Below are 18,777 nucleotides of genomic sequence, written 5' to 3'. Positions count from 1 at the left end.
CTACCTCACCTCTTGTCCCTTCAATGATTGTTTTAATATTTTGCCTGAAGCATTCCGTGGTAGCGCTTCCACTTTTTCAAAAATTCGCGGTATTTTATACTTTGCAAGCTGCTCCTCTAAATACGCTTTTAGAGCATTTTCATCAATATCTTGTTTCGCGGAATAAACTGCCTTTACAGTTTCCCCCCACTGTGGATGTGGTACACCAATCACAGCCACTTCAAATATCCCCTCAAAACCTACAATACAATCTTCAATTTCTTTTGGATAAATATTGACGCCTCCCGAAATAATCACATCTTTTTTTCGATCAACAATCCAAATATAGCCATCTTCATCCATACGAGCTAGATCCCCTGATTTTAACCAGCCATCAATAAAAGCAGCATTGGTTGCCATTTCATCCTTGTAGTAGCCAAGCATATTGCCCTCCCCCAACAAGACAATTTCTCCTACTTCACCCACACGCACATCTTCACCATTGTCATTGACAATACGCAGCTCTGTCCCAAGCGGTGCTCTCTTGCCAATACTCCCTCCTTTTGTTTCATGCTCCTTGCCAAATAGCAACGAACCACTTGGACCTGCCTCCGTCAATCCATACACACAGGTTAAATTATTTGTTCGAAATGCCTGTTGAATGAAATGAACCTCATTTTGAGATAATGGTGCACCACCATATACCCACCATTTCATGGATGATAGATCGGCTGTTTGTAATCTTGGTATCTGTGCCGTTAATAAGTAGGCAACAGGTGCACCAAAGAAATGAGTAGTTTTTTCTTGCTCAATGGAATCGATGAATAAGTCTGGTGTAAATGTTGGTGTTAATACATTTGTCGACCCTACAAGTACACCTGCCATTAAAAATAAATGTAATGGTGCTGAATGTGTTAGTGGCATCATCAGTAAAATACGGCTTTCAGGTTTTACTTCCATTTCGACTGCAATCATTTGTGCCACAGTTATAATATTACGATAGCTAAATAACACACCTTTTGGTTTCCCTGTCGTACCTGATGTATATAAAATAGTCGAAGCATCATCTTCATGAAGCTGACAATCTATCGGTTGTGTGCTAGCATTTTGAATCATTGTTTCGTAATGAAGCCAGCCAGCTTTCTCTTGACCTGTTTTAATTTTTAATGGGATGACCATTATATGTTCAACTGTAGCAAAAATGGCTTCATGAGCGACAATCACTTTCGCTTCGGCATGCTGTGCCACATATTCTACTTCCTGCAATGTAAACTTTGCATTGACCGGAACTACTATAGCTCCAATACGCTGAATGGCAAAATAGCTTACAACAAACTCTGCAACGTTAGGCATAAAAATTAAAACCTTATCACCCTGCTTTACTCCCTGCTCCAGCAAAGCATGACTAAAACGTGTCACTTGCTCATCTAAATCACAATAAGTCATTCTTCTGCCATGACAAATTACGGCTTCGTTTTTCGGATACTTACGGGCATTACGCGCTAACAAATTGGAACTATTCATGATGTATCTCTCCCTTTAAAGTCGTTAATTTTTCATTAAACATGCCATGCATTTGTTGTAATTCGTGTTTCATTTGCGTAAGTTCAGCTATTTTACTATCAATCTCTTGAATTTTTTGTTCACCGTATGCAACAGTTCGCTCCAATTGTTGAATTCCCGAGCGATCAAAATCAAACAGTAAAACCATCTCCTTGATTTCCTCCAATGAAAATCCATAACGCTTCCCTCTGAAAATAAGCTTGAGCTTCGCCAATTCTTTTTTCGAAAAGGTTCGCTGGTTGGCCGATGAACGATGAGGACAAAGAAGTCCAAGTTCCTCATAATAACGAATTGTTCGTGTAGACACATTAAACTGCTGTGCCACTTCCTGTATCGTCTTCAAACCATCTCCCCCTCCCTATTTGGCAACAGTATACCATTGACGTTAACGTAAACCGCAACAAAATTTTCTGAATTAACAGAAAAAATAATGTTTAAAACAGCTATTCTGCGTGTGGTGAGTGTGCTAACCATTACTATCTAGATGCTATCCGTTACTTTCTAGATACTATCCGTCACTTTCGAAATACTATCCGTCACTTTCGAAATACTATCCGTCACTTTCGAAATACTATCCGTCACTTTTTCTGTTTTATCCACCACTTTCAAAATTTTTCCATTTAAAAAGCCCCTAACACATGTTAGGGGCTAAAAATGGTATTACATTTTTTCTGGTGCAGATACGCCGATTACGCGTAGCGCATTGGCAATTGTTGTGCGTACAGCCGTAATTAATGCTAAGCGAGCCTCTGTTAACTCTTTGTTTGTAGCATCTAATACTTTTTCCGCATTATAGAAACTATGGAAAGCAGCTGCTGTTTCTTGAATATAGTTTGCGATACGATGTGGTGTACGGTGTTTCGCAGCTTCAGCTACCACTCTTGGGAAATCGCCCACTTTTTTCAGTAAATCAATTTCTTTTTCTGCTGTTAACAGGTTAAGATGTTCTGTTGTTGCAGCAAAACCTTGTTCATTTGCTGAACGTAAAATGGATGAAATACGTGCATGTGCATACTGCGCATAGTACACTGGGTTTTCATTGGATTGAGATACAGCAAGATCTAGATCAAAGTCCATATGAGAGTCGCCCGCTGTTTTCACGAAGAAGTAACGAACTGCATCTAAGCCAACCTCTTCCACAAGCTCACGCATTGTAACTGCGTTTCCTGTACGTTTAGACATTTTGAATTTTTCACCGTTTTTATAAAGCTGAACCATTTGAATAACTTCTACTTCTAATGTGTCACGATCATAGCCAAGTGCTTGAATCGCTGCTTTCATACGTGGGATATAGCCGTGGTGGTCAGCTCCCCAAATATTAATTAGTTTATCGAAGCCACGGACAATTTTATCCTCATGGTAAGCAATATCTGGTGTTAAATATGTGAAAGAACCATCATTTTTAATTAATACACGGTCTTTATCATCACCAAATGTTGTTGAGCGGAACCACGTTGCACCGTCCTCTTCAAACACATGACCGTTTGCTTTTAATTTATCTAATGCTACTTCGATTTTACCGTTTTCATAAAGTGACGTTTCAGAATACCAGACATTAAAGTTTACACGGAAGTTTGCTAAATCTGTTTTTAATTTATCTAATTCCAACGCTAAACCGTGCTGACGGAAGAATGCAAAACGCTCTTCCTCTGATTTTGATAGAATCGCATCGCCATGCTCTTTCACTAGCTTACCTGCAATGTCAATAATATCTTGGCCATGATACCCATCCTCTGGCATTTCAGCATCCAAGCCTAATGCTTGTTTATAACGTGCTTCTAATGAATATGCTAAGTTATTAATTTGATTCCCTGCATCATTAATATAGTATTCACGAGAGACACTGTAACCAGCCATATCTAATACATTACACAATGAATCGCCGACAGATGCTCCACGTGCATGCCCTAAATGCAGGTCGCCTGTAGGATTCGCGGAAACGAACTCCACTTGAATCTTTTCCCCTACGCCAGCATTCGAACGACCATAGTCAACACCCTGCTCAAGAACCTGTGTAACTACACTTGTTAGGAAATCTTTACGCACTGTGATATTCATGAAACCAGGTCCAGCAATGTCGATTTTTTCAATGTCTGTACCAGCCGTATCAAGGTTTTCTATAATAGCTTCCGCAATCGCACGAGGTGGCTTTTTAGCTAACTTTGTTAATTGCATCGCAATGTTTGTTGCATAATCACCATTCGCTTTATCCTTTGGTGTTTCCAAGTGAATCGATAATTCTGTGCCAGCCTCAACTAAGCCTGCTTTTTCAACAGCCTTAGCTATTGCTGCTTTAATAGCCTGTTGTACTTGTTCTACTGCGTTCATCATTGTACCTCCGTAAATGTAATATCTAATGTATAGTTGCCAACGGATTGCCCACCCATTAGTAAATCGTACTGTACATGGAAATCTCCGCTTACTGCCTGTTTCGTAAACATCATTTTTTTCGTGTCTATAACGAGGGGCATTGAACCAAACTCACTCTCATAATGCCCTCTTTGTTGTTCAATTATGTTAAGTGGTAACCGCATATTGACAGCTCCAGCACGCATAATCAATGCCTTTTCATGACCTAACTTCATCGTAGTGCGGACGGTTTTATCCTCCTGCACCTCTTCATATTTCAAATACAAGCTTCCTGCTTTTTCAAGTAGCTGCCCTTTGAGCCACATTTCAAAACTTTCGGACTCTCCATCACTTGGACGAATCGTAGAAATGAGCTTAATGTTCACTTGCGATCTTACTTCGTTCGCCATAACGGACGCTCCTTTTTAATCTTTTACTATAACCTTTTTATTATAGGATGAATACCATTGTTTTTTCAAGATAGAAGTCATGTAGAGCACCGAAACGAGTTTATTACAGAAAATAAAAACCCTCTCTTCACATTATCGAAAGAGAGGATTGTCTGTCATTCTATCTATACCATTTTTTTATGATCAATTGTTGAACTATTAATAATAAAGCACTAACTGTCCAATAGATTGGAATAATCGCAGGATTAAACAGACTGAAAATGAGGATCATGATTGGATTAATGAACACCATAACCTTCATATTTATTGGTTGATTTTTCTCTAAAGTGATACAGCTTTGAATGAAATAAATTAAACAAGCAATAATCGAAATCCCACTATCTATCGTACCTAAATTCATCCAAAGGAAATTTTCACTTGCAATGACAGCATCTAACTTAATCGCGTAGTACAGTGAAAATAATATAGGTAATTGAATGATGATTGGTAAACAACCTACTAGAGTACTTTTCAATGAATCTGATGTTAACTGTTGAATTTGATGTTGAACCATTTGTTTTTCAGATTCATCGTTACTATTCTTCAATTTAGCAGTAAGTTCATCTAATTCAGGCTTGATTGACGTCATTAATTCTTTCGAGTTCTTCTGGTGCTTTGCCGATTGAATAAATAACGGCATAAGAATTAACCTTACTGCAATCGTAATGCCAATGACACTAATCGCATAGCTTCCTGTAAAAGAATGTATGAAATGAATCAAGTAAATGATAGGTTGTGTTAAAAAAGTAAACAATGCTATTCCTCCTAGTTTTAAAATCTAAATTAAACTAGGAGATACACTTTCTTCCTCATTGTCTTCTGACGTTCTAATACACAGTACAAACCACGTTAGCATAGGTGGAGTCCAAGTATTTGTGATGTCATAGTCAATTTCAAATTCTTCATCTTTCAGTTCTTGAACTGTTATTTTATTGGCAAAGTATAGGTGTAAATGAACACTTAAAACAGTTAAAACCAAAGAAGCAACTAGCCAAAAGTATTCCATTGTACTGATAAAGATGGATAGATCATTAATGAGAACTGACCAAATCATAATACTCCTCCTCCCCTTTTATTTACAAAAATTATATTCGTATTATGAATAATGAGTCAAATAAATCCACATGATAAAATTTTTACTATATTAGTACATCCATAGTTAACAAATAAAACAAGCAGATAGTTTGATCAATTTTCGATATTTTTTTCAGAAAATGAAATATCCGAATAATTATTTTATAGCTATTAATTGAGATAAAAATACAAAGTGGGGCTAGCTCATAGCTAAACCCCACTCAAACCGCTTCATATCAACCTTTATAAAGTCTTCCTTATTTTACCCAGCCTAAAATCATTTCTCGTAATAATTTAGAGGCTGTGTTTGCTGTCATTTCTGATGTATCGTAGATAGGTGCTACTTCTACTAGGTCAAAACCTACAACATTTACTCCGCTTGCTGCAATAGCGTGGATCGAAGCTAGTAATTCTTTCGATGTAATACCGCCACAATCTACTGTACCAGTGCCTGGTGCGTGTGCTGGATCTAAAACGTCGATATCAATTGTTACGTAAACATTGCGTCCAGCTAATGTTGGTAGAACCTCTTTTAACGGTTCAAGCACTTCGAATTTTGAAATGTGCATACCGTTTTCCTTTGCCCATTCAAATTCTTCTTTCATTCCTGAACGAATCCCAAATGAATAAACATTCTTCGGTCCGATATGTTCTGCAATTTTGCGAATTGGCGTTGAGTGAGATAATGGCTCCCCCTCATATTCCACACGTAAATCCGTATGAGCATCAAAGTGAATGATAGCCAGATCATCATACTTTGCAGATACAGCCTTCATCACAGGCCAAGATACTAAATGCTCCCCACCCATACCGACAGGAATTTTGCCATCCGCTACTAATTTCTCAATAAATTTTTCAATTTCATCTAATGAACGTTGTGCATTCCCAAAAGGTAGTGGGATATCGCCTGCATCAAAGTATTTTACTTCCTCAAGCTCACGATCTAGATATGGGCTGTATTCTTCAAGACCAATAGATACCTCACGGATACGCTGTGGACCGAAACGTGATCCAGGACGGTAACTTACAGTCCAATCCATTGGCATTCCATAAATCACTGCCTGTGCATCCTCATAAGTAGGATGACTTTTTATAAAAACATTTCCTGAATAAGCTTCATCAAATCTCATTGTTAGCCCTCCGTTATTATTAAAATATTGTTTTTAATAGTACATTACTTAAATTTCTTCTATTATGGCTTACAGGATTGTAATGAAACCTGTATCCTTTCATCCTCGTATACATTATTGGAATGTCTAGCAAATTTCGATTAAAATCTACAAGGCGTGATTTTTCTGTCGAATGCTATCATTTCAAGTAGTACAAAAAAAGTATAGATGTTTTTGAATAAAGTGCAATAGTTTTTAGTTAGAATTTCGATTAAAGATGCATGTTCGAACACATACTAAAGCTAAGTTCGAAGTTGTGAGAAAACGAGGTGAAGTCGGATGGAACGAAAAAGCTATCATCGAAAGCAAAAGCGTGTAAAGCGCACACGTAAAACCCTTACTCTTTTTGTTGCCTTTGCATCTGCAATTGTCGTAGCATTTGTTGCACTACGCATCTATGTTCAAATGGCTGGTGCACCCCCTTTAACCGTACCGAAAGCTTCCATTTTCCTAGATGAACATGAGAACCAAATTGGAGATCACTTTACAAATCAACGACGTTATTGGGTTAGTCTAGATGAGATGTCACCCTATTTAAAAGAAGCAGTAGTCGCTGTTGAGGATAAAGATTTTTATAAACATAGTGGTTTTGATTATTCACGTATTGCTGGTGCCATTTTAGTGGATATTAAGGCCGGTGGAAAAGTACAAGGGGCTAGTACAATTACGCAACAATATGCACGTAACCTTTATCTTTCCCACGAGAAATCTTGGACACGTAAATTAAATGAAGCTCTGTATGCCTATAGATTAGAAGTTTTTTATGACAAGGATGAAATACTAGAAGGCTATTTAAATACCGTATACTACGGCCATGGCATGTATGGCGTAGAAGCCGCCAGTCGATTTTACTACGGTAAATCTGCTGCTGACTTAACACTTGCAGAAGCAGCAATGTTAACAGGTGTACCAAAAGGACCAAGCATCTATTCACCAATTGCCAATTTAGAAAAGGCAACGAATCGACAACACGTTATTTTAAAACTAATGGGAGATCAAGGTGCTATTACTCAAGAGGAAAAAACCCGTGCTGAAAATGAACAGCTCGTCTTAAAAAATGATAGTTGGGTTGCAACAAAATCTGTTGCCCCTTATTTCCTTGATGTGGCATGGCAAGAGGCAAGTGAAATTTTAAAATCAAAAAACCTCGATATTAGTGAAGGTGGTTGGACGATTCAAACAACGCTTAATCTTGAACATCAAAAAGCTGCCGAAGAGGCTGTAGCGAAAAACATGCCTGCGAATGATCTCCAAACAGCGTTCGTTAGTATGGAATCTACATCCGGTGCTGTCACTGCATTAGTTGGAGGTCGTGACTATTCAGTAAGTTCCTTTAATCGTGTCACACAGGCTAAACGTCAACCAGGCTCTACTATTAAGCCCATTTTATATGCAGCAGCACTAGAAAATGGCTACACACCCCTTACTTTTTTAGATGTTGGTGAAACAACCTTTACTTATGATAATGGACGTGGAACTTATGCACCTAAAAACGTGAATGGTCAGTTTGCTGATCACGATATGACTATGGCACAAGCGATTGCGATTTCAGATAATATTTACGCAGTGAAAACATTAGAGGACATTGGCTTCAAAGAATTTCATGATATGGCAAACCGATTTAGTGTAGGGATTGGGGCGAAGGATAATTTATCAATCGCACTCGGAACTATTGAAACGACGTTATATGAAATGACGAATGCTTATAATATTTTAGCGTCACAAGGACAGCAAACAATCCCAACAACCATTGTGTCCATTAAAAATGCACACGGTGACGTTATTTATGAAAACAAAGGTGTTACGGGCAAAACAGAGACGGCCATTTCAAAAGAAAATGCCTACATCTTAACAGAGATGATGACAGGTATTTTTGACCCAGTTTTCAGTGATTACTCACCTGCTACGGGAATTAGTATTCGCTCTCGTATGACACACACATATGCAGCTAAATCAGGTTCTACCAATAGTGACCAATGGCTAATCGGATTTACACCGAATCTAACCGCTGGTGTGTGGAATGGCTATGACCAAGGTAAAAACCTTACAACAAAAGAAGATACTGCTGCCACAAAGCAAATATGGATTGACTTTATGGAGAATGTCAATAAAGGGACGAAAAATGAGGATTTCAAAAAACCTAAAGGTGTAGAAGGCGTTGTCATTGATATCGAAACAGGTAAACTTGCGACTGATGCTTGTCCTAAACAACGTCTTGTCTATATAGAGGCGAAGGATGTACCTACTGAAAAATGTACAAACTTCGATATTCTCGACAGTAATACATGGGGAGAATTTTGGAACATGTTGCCCTTCTCACTTTTTAAAGGCGAAGAAAAAAATAAACAATAGCTCGGAAACCTTTTCAATCATAACACGTTCTATTTTATGAAGGCTCTCGACAAAGTAACTGATATAAAAAAATAAGAAAAGCTTTCTCTTCCCCGGAAACGTGTCCGTGGGAACAGAAAGCTTTTCTTTTTTATGGTAAGCGAAGTATGAGCATCATGGGGCATTTGGCTTGGGTTGTTCAAATGCCGCATAGCGCTCATCACATTCGCGATACCAAGTGTCCTAGCTTACTAAAATGTAAGCTCTGCCTCAAGTTTACTTTGTTTCAAACCCACTTTCAACCTAATATCGAAAGTGATCGCAAAATGTCACAGATTGTTCAATCATTATAGGTCTATTCGACAAATAAATCTTGACGCAATTGTTCATCACTACGTCCCCATAGCTCCGGATTAAGTTGCTCTAGGAAAGTAGCCAATACTTTTTTAGACGGTGCATCCATATGCTCTACAATAATATGACGCTTCATGGATTTATCCATTTTGTTCACATGATCAGCTAGAATTTTATAGCCCCGTCTTTTTTCACGGTTCACTATCATTTCACAAGCTGTTACACCCGCATAATATGGTCCATCTTCTTTATGATCTATCGTCACCCACACTAACCAATATGGTTTTCCACCCTCAGAATCAGCACGGTCCATTGTAAATTTTATCCCTCGCTCAACGTCACTACGAGCATGCATTGCACCGATTTCAACAGAAGCCGTTCCTTCTTCTACATCAATAATAACGGGCGATACATTCTCTAATGAAAGTGAACCGATTCCAAACCCTTTATGCCCATCTGTTGGATCATTTTTTATAATGGTAAAGCCCATTTTTTGTTTTGGTTTTTCTTCATTTGTCATACTTAAATATCCTCCGTTCTGCTATTATAAAGGAAAGCATATCGACGCACTTTTTGTCATATTAAACACAATTTTCGACATCGCGTATATGCCTCAACGCAAGTAAGAAGTTTATACTTTCTTATAAACTAACTATACAACATTATTCTATAAAGGAGGCAATATTATGCCATACGTAACAGTGAAAATGCTTGAAGGTCGTACAGAGGAACAAAAACGTGCCCTTGTAAAGGAAGTAACAGAGGCCGTTTCTCGCACAGTCAATGCACCTGCAGAAAATGTAACAGTTTTTATCGAAGAAATGTCTAAAAACCATTACGGCGTTGCAGGGGTCCGTTTTAGTGATAAATAAGATGAAAACGGGTAGAGTGGCCTAGTGCTCTGCCCATTTTTAAATTTACAACCACGCCATCATTTTTTACTAGGATGTGATGTACAAAATGAATAAACTTAAACTGGCCCTGCTCATTGGTGTACTAATCATTGGCCTGTTATTAATTTTTATTAATCCGCTTCAAAATGCTATTATTGCTCATTTGAGTGACCAATTAAATACAACTGATTACAGTGCAGAGGACATTGAAAATAACAATCAAGCCGATGCTGATTTTGAGTTTGATGCCGTACAATCACTATCCATTGCTGAAGTACTCCAAGCACAGCTTAAGGCAAGCGATTTGCCTGTTATCGGAAGTATTGCCGTTCCAAGCGTACATATGCAACTGCCCGTTTTAAAGGGGGTTGGGAATTCTGTACTTGCCATTGGAGCCGGTACAATGAAACCCAATCAACAGCTCGGTCAGGGGAACTATGCTTTGGCAGGCCATTATTTTGAGGATAAAAATATTTTATTTAGTCCACTCTATCAAGCGCAGGTAGGCGACATCATTTATGTCACGAATATGACGGATGTATATGAGTATAAATTATCAATGAAAAAAATCATCGCTGCAACAGATGTTTATATCATTGATGATATTCCTGATCAAACTACATTAACATTGATTACTTGTGCAGAGAAAGGTTCCAAACGACTGGCTATACAAGCAGACTTTGTTCAAAGCTATTCATTAGAAAATGCCAAAGGAACCTTTTAAAATGTTCAATGTCTACACAAAAAGAGGCTGGGACAGAACTCGACTATTTTGAAAAATAGCGAAAACAGATAATAACTTTTTTGCTTCAATGAATAGAGTGTTCCTTCCTAAATCAAAAAAGTGTTAGACCGAAATACAATCGGTCTAACATTTTTTCTTTTTGTCCCAGCCTCTTTTTATTATTATGCCTCTGTTTGACGACGACGCATTAACCAAACTGCTCCAAATACAAGAAGTAAACCGACAAATACAAGAGCTGTTTGATTCGCTCCATCTGTTTGCGGTAATTTCCCTTGTGCTCTTAACAGCGCTTCTAAGCGTTCTGCATCTGCTTTGATTTTATTAATATCAATAGATTGAGCTACCTCAGCCTGCTGATCTTTTGATAGCTTACTATAGTTATCAAGGAAATCTTTATAAGCATCTAACGTATCTTTTGTTGCGTTAGATGGATTGTATGGTGGCAGTTGTTTCCCTTGATCAATGATATTTTGTACAGATGTACCACCATCACCAGGAGTCGAAGGATTATTCGGATCTACTGGTTTATTTGGATCTGGATTGTTTGGATCTACCGGTTTATTTGGATCTGGATTGTTCGGATCCACCGGTTTATTTGGATCTGGATTGTTTGGATCCACCGGTTTATTTGGATCTGGATTGTTCGGATCTACCGGTTTATTTGGATCTGGATTGTTTGGATCTACCGGTTTATTTGGATCTGGATTGTTCGGATCCACCGGTTTATTTGGATCTGGATTGTTTGGATCCACCGGTTTATTTGGATCTGGATTGTTCGGATCTACCGGTTTATTTGGATCTGGATTGTTTGGATCTACCGGTTTATTTGGATCTGGATTGTTTGGATCCACTGGTTTATTTGGATCTGGATTGTTTGGATCTACCGGTTTATTCGGATCTGGATTGTTCGGATCTACCGGTTTATTCGGATCTGGATTGTTCGGATCTACTGGCTGTCCCGGATCTGGATTATTTGGATCTGTAGTAGGTGGTATCGGTTGTATTTTAGCCTCACATGTATTACCTACTATAACTGTACCAATAATTGTTTTACCGTTCTCTCTAACAATATACTTACCTGGCTTAATTATGGAATTACTAATTGTAATTTGACCCTTACTATCTGTAACAAACTCTGGCGAACCACTTTCTTCTACTGCTAAACCATCTTCACTTGTAATGGTAACTTTCACGCCTACACGTGGCTGACCATACATGTTGTTAATTGTTAATGTGAAGTCTGGGCAAGAAGGAGCAATTGTTAACGCTGTTTTACAAGTTAGTTTATAGGAAACTACAATTTTACCTAAATAAACTTTATTGTCATATACTAGATACTCACCTGCTGGTACATCTTCAGAAGCAAAAGTCATACTACCATCTGCTTCTATCACTGTCGGTATAACATTGCCAGATTTATCTTTAATGACAACATCCTTACCCGCTTTAACCAATACATTATTTTCATCTTTCAGCTCTACTGTAAAGCGGTCGCAAGCTGGTTTCTGTTGAACTACTGCTTGACAATTAATATTGCTTGAAAAATCGCCAATTTTATTGCCATCCTTATCAAACACTTGATAAACACCTGGCTCTAAATCTTTTAATTCTACTTTACCATCTTTTGTTTTTTCAGTAGCTACCGTCTTACCTGATATATCTTTAATCGTTACTTCAGTATTATCAGCTACTAATTCTCCATCAACATCCTTGACAGTTAATTCGAATGTTTCACATTTCGGTGCTTGTATAACTGTAAATTCATAATCACAGCTTTTCATATATGTTAGTACGACTGTTCCTAAGAATTGATTGCCCTCGTACAATGTGTATTCACCTGGTTTCACACCATCTGCAGGATTGTTTTTATTGGAATCAACAATAAACTTACCTTCTGCACCTGGTGATACCTTTTTCACCACCGTTGTACCTTGCTTTAATGTTAGTTCTGTAATATTTTTACGAATATTGCCTTGCTCATCTTTCACAACAATTGTGAAGTTTTCACATTTTGGTGCTGGTTGGATTTCAGCATTACACATGTCATTATATTCAACTGTAATCTCTTTTAACGTTTCACCATCATAAATAACATCATATTTACCAGCCTGAAGAATAGGTTCTGAACCTGATACCGCAGCTTCACGTTTAAATATCATTGTGCCATTTGTTACAGTATACTCTTCTTCTACACCTGTTGTTTTATTCACTAATTTTACTTTTTCATTGTTAACTTTATTTCCGTCAACATCGTATATCGTTAATTCAAATTTGTCGCATTTAAAACCTGTTAATGGCTTGTTCTCAATTTTGATTACTTGATAACCAGCATATTTACCCGATTTTTCAATTTTATCACGATCAAGCACAAACTCTTGTGTCAGAGGTTCGTAACCAACTTGTGTTTCTTCCACTACTTTGTATTTCTTAGTTGCATTTGCGCTTGGTGCCAGTTTTAATCCATAGTTTAAATAACCATCAGCATTAGTCAAACCAGATGTTAATAACGTATTACCTGTATATGGACCATATAAATCAAATTTAACGTTATCCATAGGCATGCCTGTTGCTGCGTCTGTTTTTAAAATAACGAATGGTACTGTTCCAACTTTACCACCAGCATCATATTTGAATACAAGGTCATTAACCACGCTAGAACCGCTATTTCCTTCTTCACTTACGTAGCTAACATTTACTATGTTATCTACCTTACTGCCACTTGGTCCCATAAACACAGTAGAATACTCAACATAGTACGCCTTATCGCCATTTGGTAATTTTAATTCAAACGTTCCTGCTACTGTATCAACTGTTAAGTTTTCATCTGTTAACGTAACTTGCTGACCTTTAACAGGTGTTGAGTCAGTACCTTTAAAATTCATTTCCCACACTTTGAATGAATCTTTTAAAATTAACTGTGCTGGGTCGCCATCAATTTTACCAACTGTATCTGTAATCACAATATTGCTTAATTGTGACTGTGCATAGTTAAATTTAAAGTTCCAATTTACTTGTGGTGAAGTTGATGTTGATGTCCCTTTTTTGTCTATGATTTTTTCTGTATGTGCAACTGGTACATCTTTATGCCATGTTGCATTAGGTGAATTTTCGTTACCTTGTGAGAATAATTTTGCTTCATTGCTAATCGTAATAAGGGAACCATGAGGATACACAGCATTCGCATCTTTCGATTGGTAAGTCACTTTATAAGGGGTTGTAATCGTGCCTAGTTCAAGGACAATTTCATTTTTTATATTTGTAACATCAATCGTTTTCGTATCATTCGGATCCGTGCTTGGCACAAAATTACCTCCTGCACTCAACGTACCTTTTACTACTTTAAGTTCTGTTACTGTTTGACTAGCTGGTAATATGTCTTTAAATATCGCATTCGTTATAGTGTTGTAGTTAAAGTTTAGCTCTACATCCCAATGGAATGTTTTTGTTTCATAATTGTAAGAGCCTGTTTTCTTACCATTTGCTTTTTGTTCACCTACAATATCTTGAGTAGCTGAATCTGTAGATGTTCCGAAATTAGGTATACCCGTGTCACTTAATGTTACTTGGTTTTTGTATACACGCGTGTTTGTACCAGTATCCTTAATTTCATAGTCGGTTGTATACTCAATTTCCATTTGATCACTAACAGATTTTAACAATTTAATTACAAATCCGGTTTCTCTTGTTTGCCCATCAACTGTATCATCCGTTTTAACTAATTCATAATCAGTACCCGCTGTTAAAGTGATTCCTCCTGCTTTAACTGTTAGTCCATCTTTTAGTGTAAGGTATGACCCTCCATACGTATCAGTAAATATTGTACCCACCGCTAATGTGTATTTCGCTTGATTCGCAACAATTTTCCAATCCATTGTTTTAGCTTCGTAATTAACACCTTCAGCTGTTTTATTTAATACGAAAATTTCTGGAGAGTATGTCGTGTCGACCTTATTCTTTAAACCAGTATGGTCCGTAAAGTCTTCACGAGTTACTGTATTTGTTATAGTACGGTTTGTCGTTGGATAAGTGTTAGTATCTGGCTTTGTTTTATACTTAATTGTATACGCATCTGCCACTCCATCTTGGAACTCCAAATCAAAACCTAGACCATCTGTTTTGCTAGTAACTTTGTAGCTATCACTAGTTTCAGGAGTTAGAGAGCCATTTTTATATACTTCTACACTACCATATAATTCATGACCCGTAGTCCATGTATCAGATAGTTTTGCTGAGCCAGCTGGAATTGTACGCTTGTTATGATTATATTTAATTGTCCATTCAGTAGTTACTACACCTTGAGATTCTACCTTTGGCTTAGACACTATTTTTTCTAAAGGTGTGTCGAAACCAACCTCTACCGTTACCTTCGGAATTGTTATCCCATTATAGCTAGCGGTGTTATCAAACTTTGCTGGTGGGATGATACCTAAATCATTCACTTTTGTTTTGTAGACAATCCGGTAACCTGTATGTGCTTTATTAGGCAACTCCAATGACATTGTTGTTCCGACAATAGTAGGTAACGGTGTTATTTTTGCCCCTTCTGTAATAGCACCATTTGGAGATATATTTAGCTCTGATATTGATTCGATAGAATCAAATGTATGAGCACCCGTCAGTGTATCTGTAAATGTTGTTGTACCACCATCTGTATTAACAGCTAAATTCGTATTTACATCTACAGTCCATGTAATGTATTCGCTATTTTTTGCATCATTATCTGCAACACCACTTTTAGTAATGGCTGAACCTTTGCTTACTGGTGTGAAATCAAGCGTAATATCTTGGAAACCTGGTACTTGTATTGTTTCTGACCAGCTATTATTTGCAGATTGTAGAGTTCCTGTAATTTCAAAAAACATATCTTCAACTAGTGTACCTACACCTTTTTCATCTCGAATAGCATCTGTAAATGTAATGCTAACACTTTGCCCTGAAACTGCCACTTTTCCAATTACTTCACCATTATAAAATAGCTGTTTATTACCAGTTAACCCTGAAAATTGTGCTGGTAATTCGTAAGTCAGTATAGAACCTTCACCATAGGTATGCCCGGGCTCTAATGATAAATCTACTCTAAATTTTATTGTGTCACCGACTTTTCCTTCAACTGATGTACCAGTTACAGGTGTACCATCAATTGTTAGAACGATCTGCTCTTTGAATTTTTCACCATCTCTATCGACAACTTGATCAGGCGGTCCCACATTCAACGGCACTATTTTTGCCGAGTCATCAGTTGCTGTTTCTTCATCTTTATCTTCTTCTTTACTAGCATCGCCTACATCTTCAGCAATTTCTCCTTCTGGGACTTGCTCAGTGCCTTCGTTTTCTGGCTGATTTGTAGAAAGGTCTTCTTCATTAGAATCACTCTCTATCAAATCTGTGCCATTGTCGACTGGTGATGTAGAGAGGTTTTCATCAGTACCTCCCTTAGTTAAATCTGTAACATTGTCTTTGTCGACCGGTGGTGTAGAAGGGGCTTCTGCTGCAAATACTGACAGTGGACTAAGTAGTGTTTGAAACACTAACAACATGGTCAGCATTGCGATGTTCATCTTTTTCCTCATATCGCTCCTCTTTTCCTATAGGTAGAGAGCTATCAATTACGCCTCGACGTAATTGCGTCTAGATTTTTTTGAGCTGACGAGTGGAGATTAACCTAAAATGGTCACGTCCTGTGACAACGGTTACTCCTGTGTCGTACAGACCTCTTGTCAAAATCTGTGACATCCGCTGGGGCTTTATCTTAATTCAATGGGCGTTTAAACACTTGCTAAAAAAGAAACAAGCATTCTTTCCCCCTATAGAGGAGGAGCCTTCTATTGAATCAAGATAAATGTTTGTGACGATTGCATCCTTTCGATGTTAAGGAAAGGAATGCTACAAACAATCGGTTGCTCCCTCTTTCCTTCTATTAACATGGTGCCAATGTGAATAATGGCCAATAAGTATTCTAATATAGGTCATTAGAATTAACAACAAATGGTTTTTTTCACTCTTTGTTTTACAAACATTACTTTTGCGATATCTTGAATAATGGGCCTCACCCCCCTTTTATTATTTTCGCTACATTATAACTAACGGTACTGAACAATTTCTAAACAAATCATATATTTATACAAAAAAAGCAGTAAACAATCGTTCTAATTGAACGTGTTTACTGCTTTACTCATATATATTTTATTTTCCGTCTTTTCTTAACAACGTTAGTATTTGCTGCTTAATGGCTGAATGTGTGGAATCATCCTCTAAAATATCTAATGGAAAATAGATTTTATGGTCTCTTTTCATACGACCTGAGATGGAATCAACAATAATGGATTCACGAGAAAGCTCACGTAGCTCACCATTTTTCATTTCTAAAAAAATGGGCACACGCACTTCTTCCTCCCCAGGTCTGTAAAAATCATATGGCAAATCTGCCGTTGTATCATGAACAAGATAATAATCTGGATTCAAGTCTGCCTGCTTGAAAAGCTCCTGAAGTTTTTGATATTTATCTAACTCAACCCCTGGATCTAAATCAATGTATTGGAATAGCTTACGATTAACAAAGCGTCGACTTAAATCACTTAGAATAGCATCTTCCTCTTGCATCCATAGTTGAAAATATGTAAAAAGTATACTCTCGTCTAATGCAAGATAATCCTCTAGCGTAATCGCATTACGGAAAAATGCTAGGAAGTGAGTAGGTTCATGCTTAAATGTATAACCTGCCACGTTTAATTGTTTTACTCGTTTTAAAATGTTATTTAGTATAACCTCTGCACTTCGTGATACAGGGTGGAAGTAAATTTGCAAGTACATTTGATAGCGACTCATGATATAGTCTTCCACAGCATGCATTCCTGTTGCTTTTATGACCACTTGGTTTTTTCGCGGACGCATCACTCTTAAAATCCGTTCCATATCAAAGTGACCATAACTAACACCTGTAAAATAAGCATCACGCTGTAAGTAATCCATACGATCAGCATCAATTTGACTTGAAATTAAGCTGATGACTTGCTTATTTGGATACGTCTTTTCAATCACTTGTGATACCTTTTCTGGAAAATCATCTGCTACTTTTTTTAATACGGCATTTACCTCCGTATCACCTAATAAAATTTGCCTTGTATAGTATTCATGATCAAGCTCAAAAACATTTTCAAAGGCATGTGAAAATGGACCATGCCCTAAATCGTGTAAAAGGGCTGCACATAATACTAATAATCTTTCACCTTCATCCCAATCTGGGCGACCTACGAAGATATCATCTACTATGCGTCGTACAATTTCATAAACACCAAGAGAATGGCTAAAGCGACTGTGTTCCGCTCCATGGAATACTAAAAATGTGGTACCAAGCTGACGAATTCTACGTAAACGCTGAAATTCTCTTGTACCCACTAAATCCCATATCACTTGATCTCGAACATGTACATACCGATGAACAGGGTCTTTAAATACCTTTTCTTCTTGCAATTTAGCGTTTGCATATGTCATTTGTATAGCACCCCCATTTTGTTATAGTTCTATTATATGCGATTAATCTAGGACTAGCATACTTATTAACTTTTTTCTATAGATACTAACAACCTTTTTTCGCCATATGTCTATTTATTGTAAATTTCTATCGGTCTAATATTCACAGCAACTTAAAAATGCTCAAAATAATCAATAGCAGCCTCTAGTTTTCGCACTAAATGATCTTTAGGAACTAATTGATCAATCGTTAACATTTCTAATTGTTCACGTTCATTGATTTGATTTTTCGTCATCATAGTTGATCACCTCGAAATTTTACTTTTTATCACATATGAATATGGATTTCTTTATGTAGAAGTTGATTGGAACGAAGGGCGGCGACTCCTGCGGGAAAAGCG

General features: G+C 37.4%; 14 protein-coding genes. 3 read left to right on the top strand and 11 right to left on the bottom strand.

The annotated features are described in order from the left end of the window. The 7 genes from GJU32_RS19520 to speB all read right to left on the bottom strand — a co-directional run bounded on the left by GJU32_RS19520 (position 1) and on the right by speB (position 6,544). The gene (locus GJU32_RS19520; protein WP_155593594.1) at positions 1 to 1,503 is read right to left on the bottom strand and encodes a class I adenylate-forming enzyme family protein; all 1,503 of its coding nucleotides are present in this window, start codon (positions 1,501 to 1,503) and stop codon (positions 1 to 3) included. Further along, positions 1,496 to 1,885 carry a MerR family transcriptional regulator gene (locus GJU32_RS19515; RefSeq protein WP_155593593.1) on the bottom strand — a complete coding sequence of 130 codons (390 nt, stop codon included), beginning with the start codon at positions 1,883 to 1,885 and terminating at the stop codon, positions 1,496 to 1,498. Before GJU32_RS19515 ends, GJU32_RS19520 begins: the two co-directional genes overlap by 8 nt. A gap of 317 nt (positions 1,886 to 2,202) precedes the next feature. After that, positions 2,203 to 3,870 (bottom strand): arginine--tRNA ligase, encoded by a 1,668-nt coding sequence (gene argS, locus GJU32_RS19510; RefSeq protein WP_155593592.1) that lies wholly within the window; start codon positions 3,868 to 3,870, stop codon positions 2,203 to 2,205. After that, on the bottom strand, positions 3,870 to 4,301 hold the full coding sequence (locus tag GJU32_RS19505; protein ID WP_155593591.1) for a YwiB family protein: 432 nt from the start codon (positions 4,299 to 4,301) through the stop codon (positions 3,870 to 3,872). Before GJU32_RS19505 ends, argS begins: the two co-directional genes overlap by 1 nt. 160 nt (positions 4,302 to 4,461) lie before the next feature. Beyond that, complete coding sequence (gene yidC, locus GJU32_RS19500) at positions 4,462 to 5,094, bottom strand: membrane protein insertase YidC (RefSeq protein ID WP_155593590.1); 633 nt, start codon at positions 5,092 to 5,094, stop codon at positions 4,462 to 4,464. Positions 5,095 to 5,118: 24 nt separating this feature from the next. Continuing rightward, positions 5,119 to 5,394, bottom strand: coding sequence for a hypothetical protein (locus GJU32_RS19495; RefSeq protein ID WP_155593589.1), 276 nt, complete (start codon positions 5,392 to 5,394; stop codon positions 5,119 to 5,121). 277 nt (positions 5,395 to 5,671) lie between these two features. Next, positions 5,672 to 6,544 (bottom strand): agmatinase, encoded by an 873-nt coding sequence (gene speB, locus GJU32_RS19490; RefSeq protein ID WP_155593588.1) that lies wholly within the window; start codon positions 6,542 to 6,544, stop codon positions 5,672 to 5,674. Between the two features lie 318 nt (positions 6,545 to 6,862). On the opposite strand from speB, the gene GJU32_RS19485 reads away from it, so the two are divergent. Next, on the top strand, positions 6,863 to 8,935 hold the full coding sequence (locus GJU32_RS19485) for a transglycosylase domain-containing protein (RefSeq protein ID WP_155593587.1): 2,073 nt from the start codon (positions 6,863 to 6,865) through the stop codon (positions 8,933 to 8,935). A gap of 334 nt (positions 8,936 to 9,269) precedes the next feature. On the opposite strand, the gene GJU32_RS19480 is transcribed toward GJU32_RS19485, so the two are convergent. Beyond that, the gene (locus GJU32_RS19480) at positions 9,270 to 9,788 is read right to left on the bottom strand and encodes a YwhD family protein (protein WP_155593586.1); all 519 of its coding nucleotides are present in this window, start codon (positions 9,786 to 9,788) and stop codon (positions 9,270 to 9,272) included. Positions 9,789 to 9,954: 166 nt separating this feature from the next. On the opposite strand from GJU32_RS19480, the gene GJU32_RS19475 reads away from it, so the two are divergent. Both GJU32_RS19475 and GJU32_RS19470 read left to right on the top strand, forming a co-directional pair. Next, the gene (locus tag GJU32_RS19475) at positions 9,955 to 10,140 is read left to right on the top strand and encodes a 2-hydroxymuconate tautomerase (RefSeq protein WP_004231516.1); all 186 of its coding nucleotides are present in this window, start codon (positions 9,955 to 9,957) and stop codon (positions 10,138 to 10,140) included. Positions 10,141 to 10,228: 88 nt separating this feature from the next. Then, complete coding sequence (locus GJU32_RS19470; protein WP_155593585.1) at positions 10,229 to 10,885, top strand: class A sortase; 657 nt, start codon at positions 10,229 to 10,231, stop codon at positions 10,883 to 10,885. 182 nt (positions 10,886 to 11,067) lie between these two features. On the opposite strand, the gene GJU32_RS19465 is transcribed toward GJU32_RS19470, so the two are convergent. From GJU32_RS19465 to GJU32_RS23670, 3 genes are all read right to left on the bottom strand, one after another. Further along, positions 11,068 to 16,464 (bottom strand): collagen binding domain-containing protein, encoded by a 5,397-nt coding sequence (locus GJU32_RS19465; protein WP_196426745.1) that lies wholly within the window; start codon positions 16,462 to 16,464, stop codon positions 11,068 to 11,070. 625 nt (positions 16,465 to 17,089) lie between these two features. Continuing rightward, complete coding sequence (locus GJU32_RS19460; RefSeq protein ID WP_155593583.1) at positions 17,090 to 18,397, bottom strand: HD domain-containing protein; 1,308 nt, start codon at positions 18,395 to 18,397, stop codon at positions 17,090 to 17,092. A gap of 152 nt (positions 18,398 to 18,549) precedes the next feature. Continuing rightward, positions 18,550 to 18,672, bottom strand: a complete 123-nt coding sequence (locus GJU32_RS23670) for a hypothetical protein (RefSeq protein ID WP_274381834.1) — start codon at positions 18,670 to 18,672, stop codon at positions 18,550 to 18,552. Between the last annotated feature and the right edge of the window lie 105 nt (positions 18,673 to 18,777).

Source organism: Lysinibacillus cavernae (assembly GCF_009724685.1).
In the GTDB taxonomy this organism is placed as follows: domain Bacteria; phylum Bacillota; class Bacilli; order Bacillales_A; family Planococcaceae; genus Lysinibacillus; species Lysinibacillus cavernae.
The sequence above is the reverse complement of the archived record's forward strand: the minus strand, read 5'-3'. Positions and strand labels throughout refer to the sequence as shown.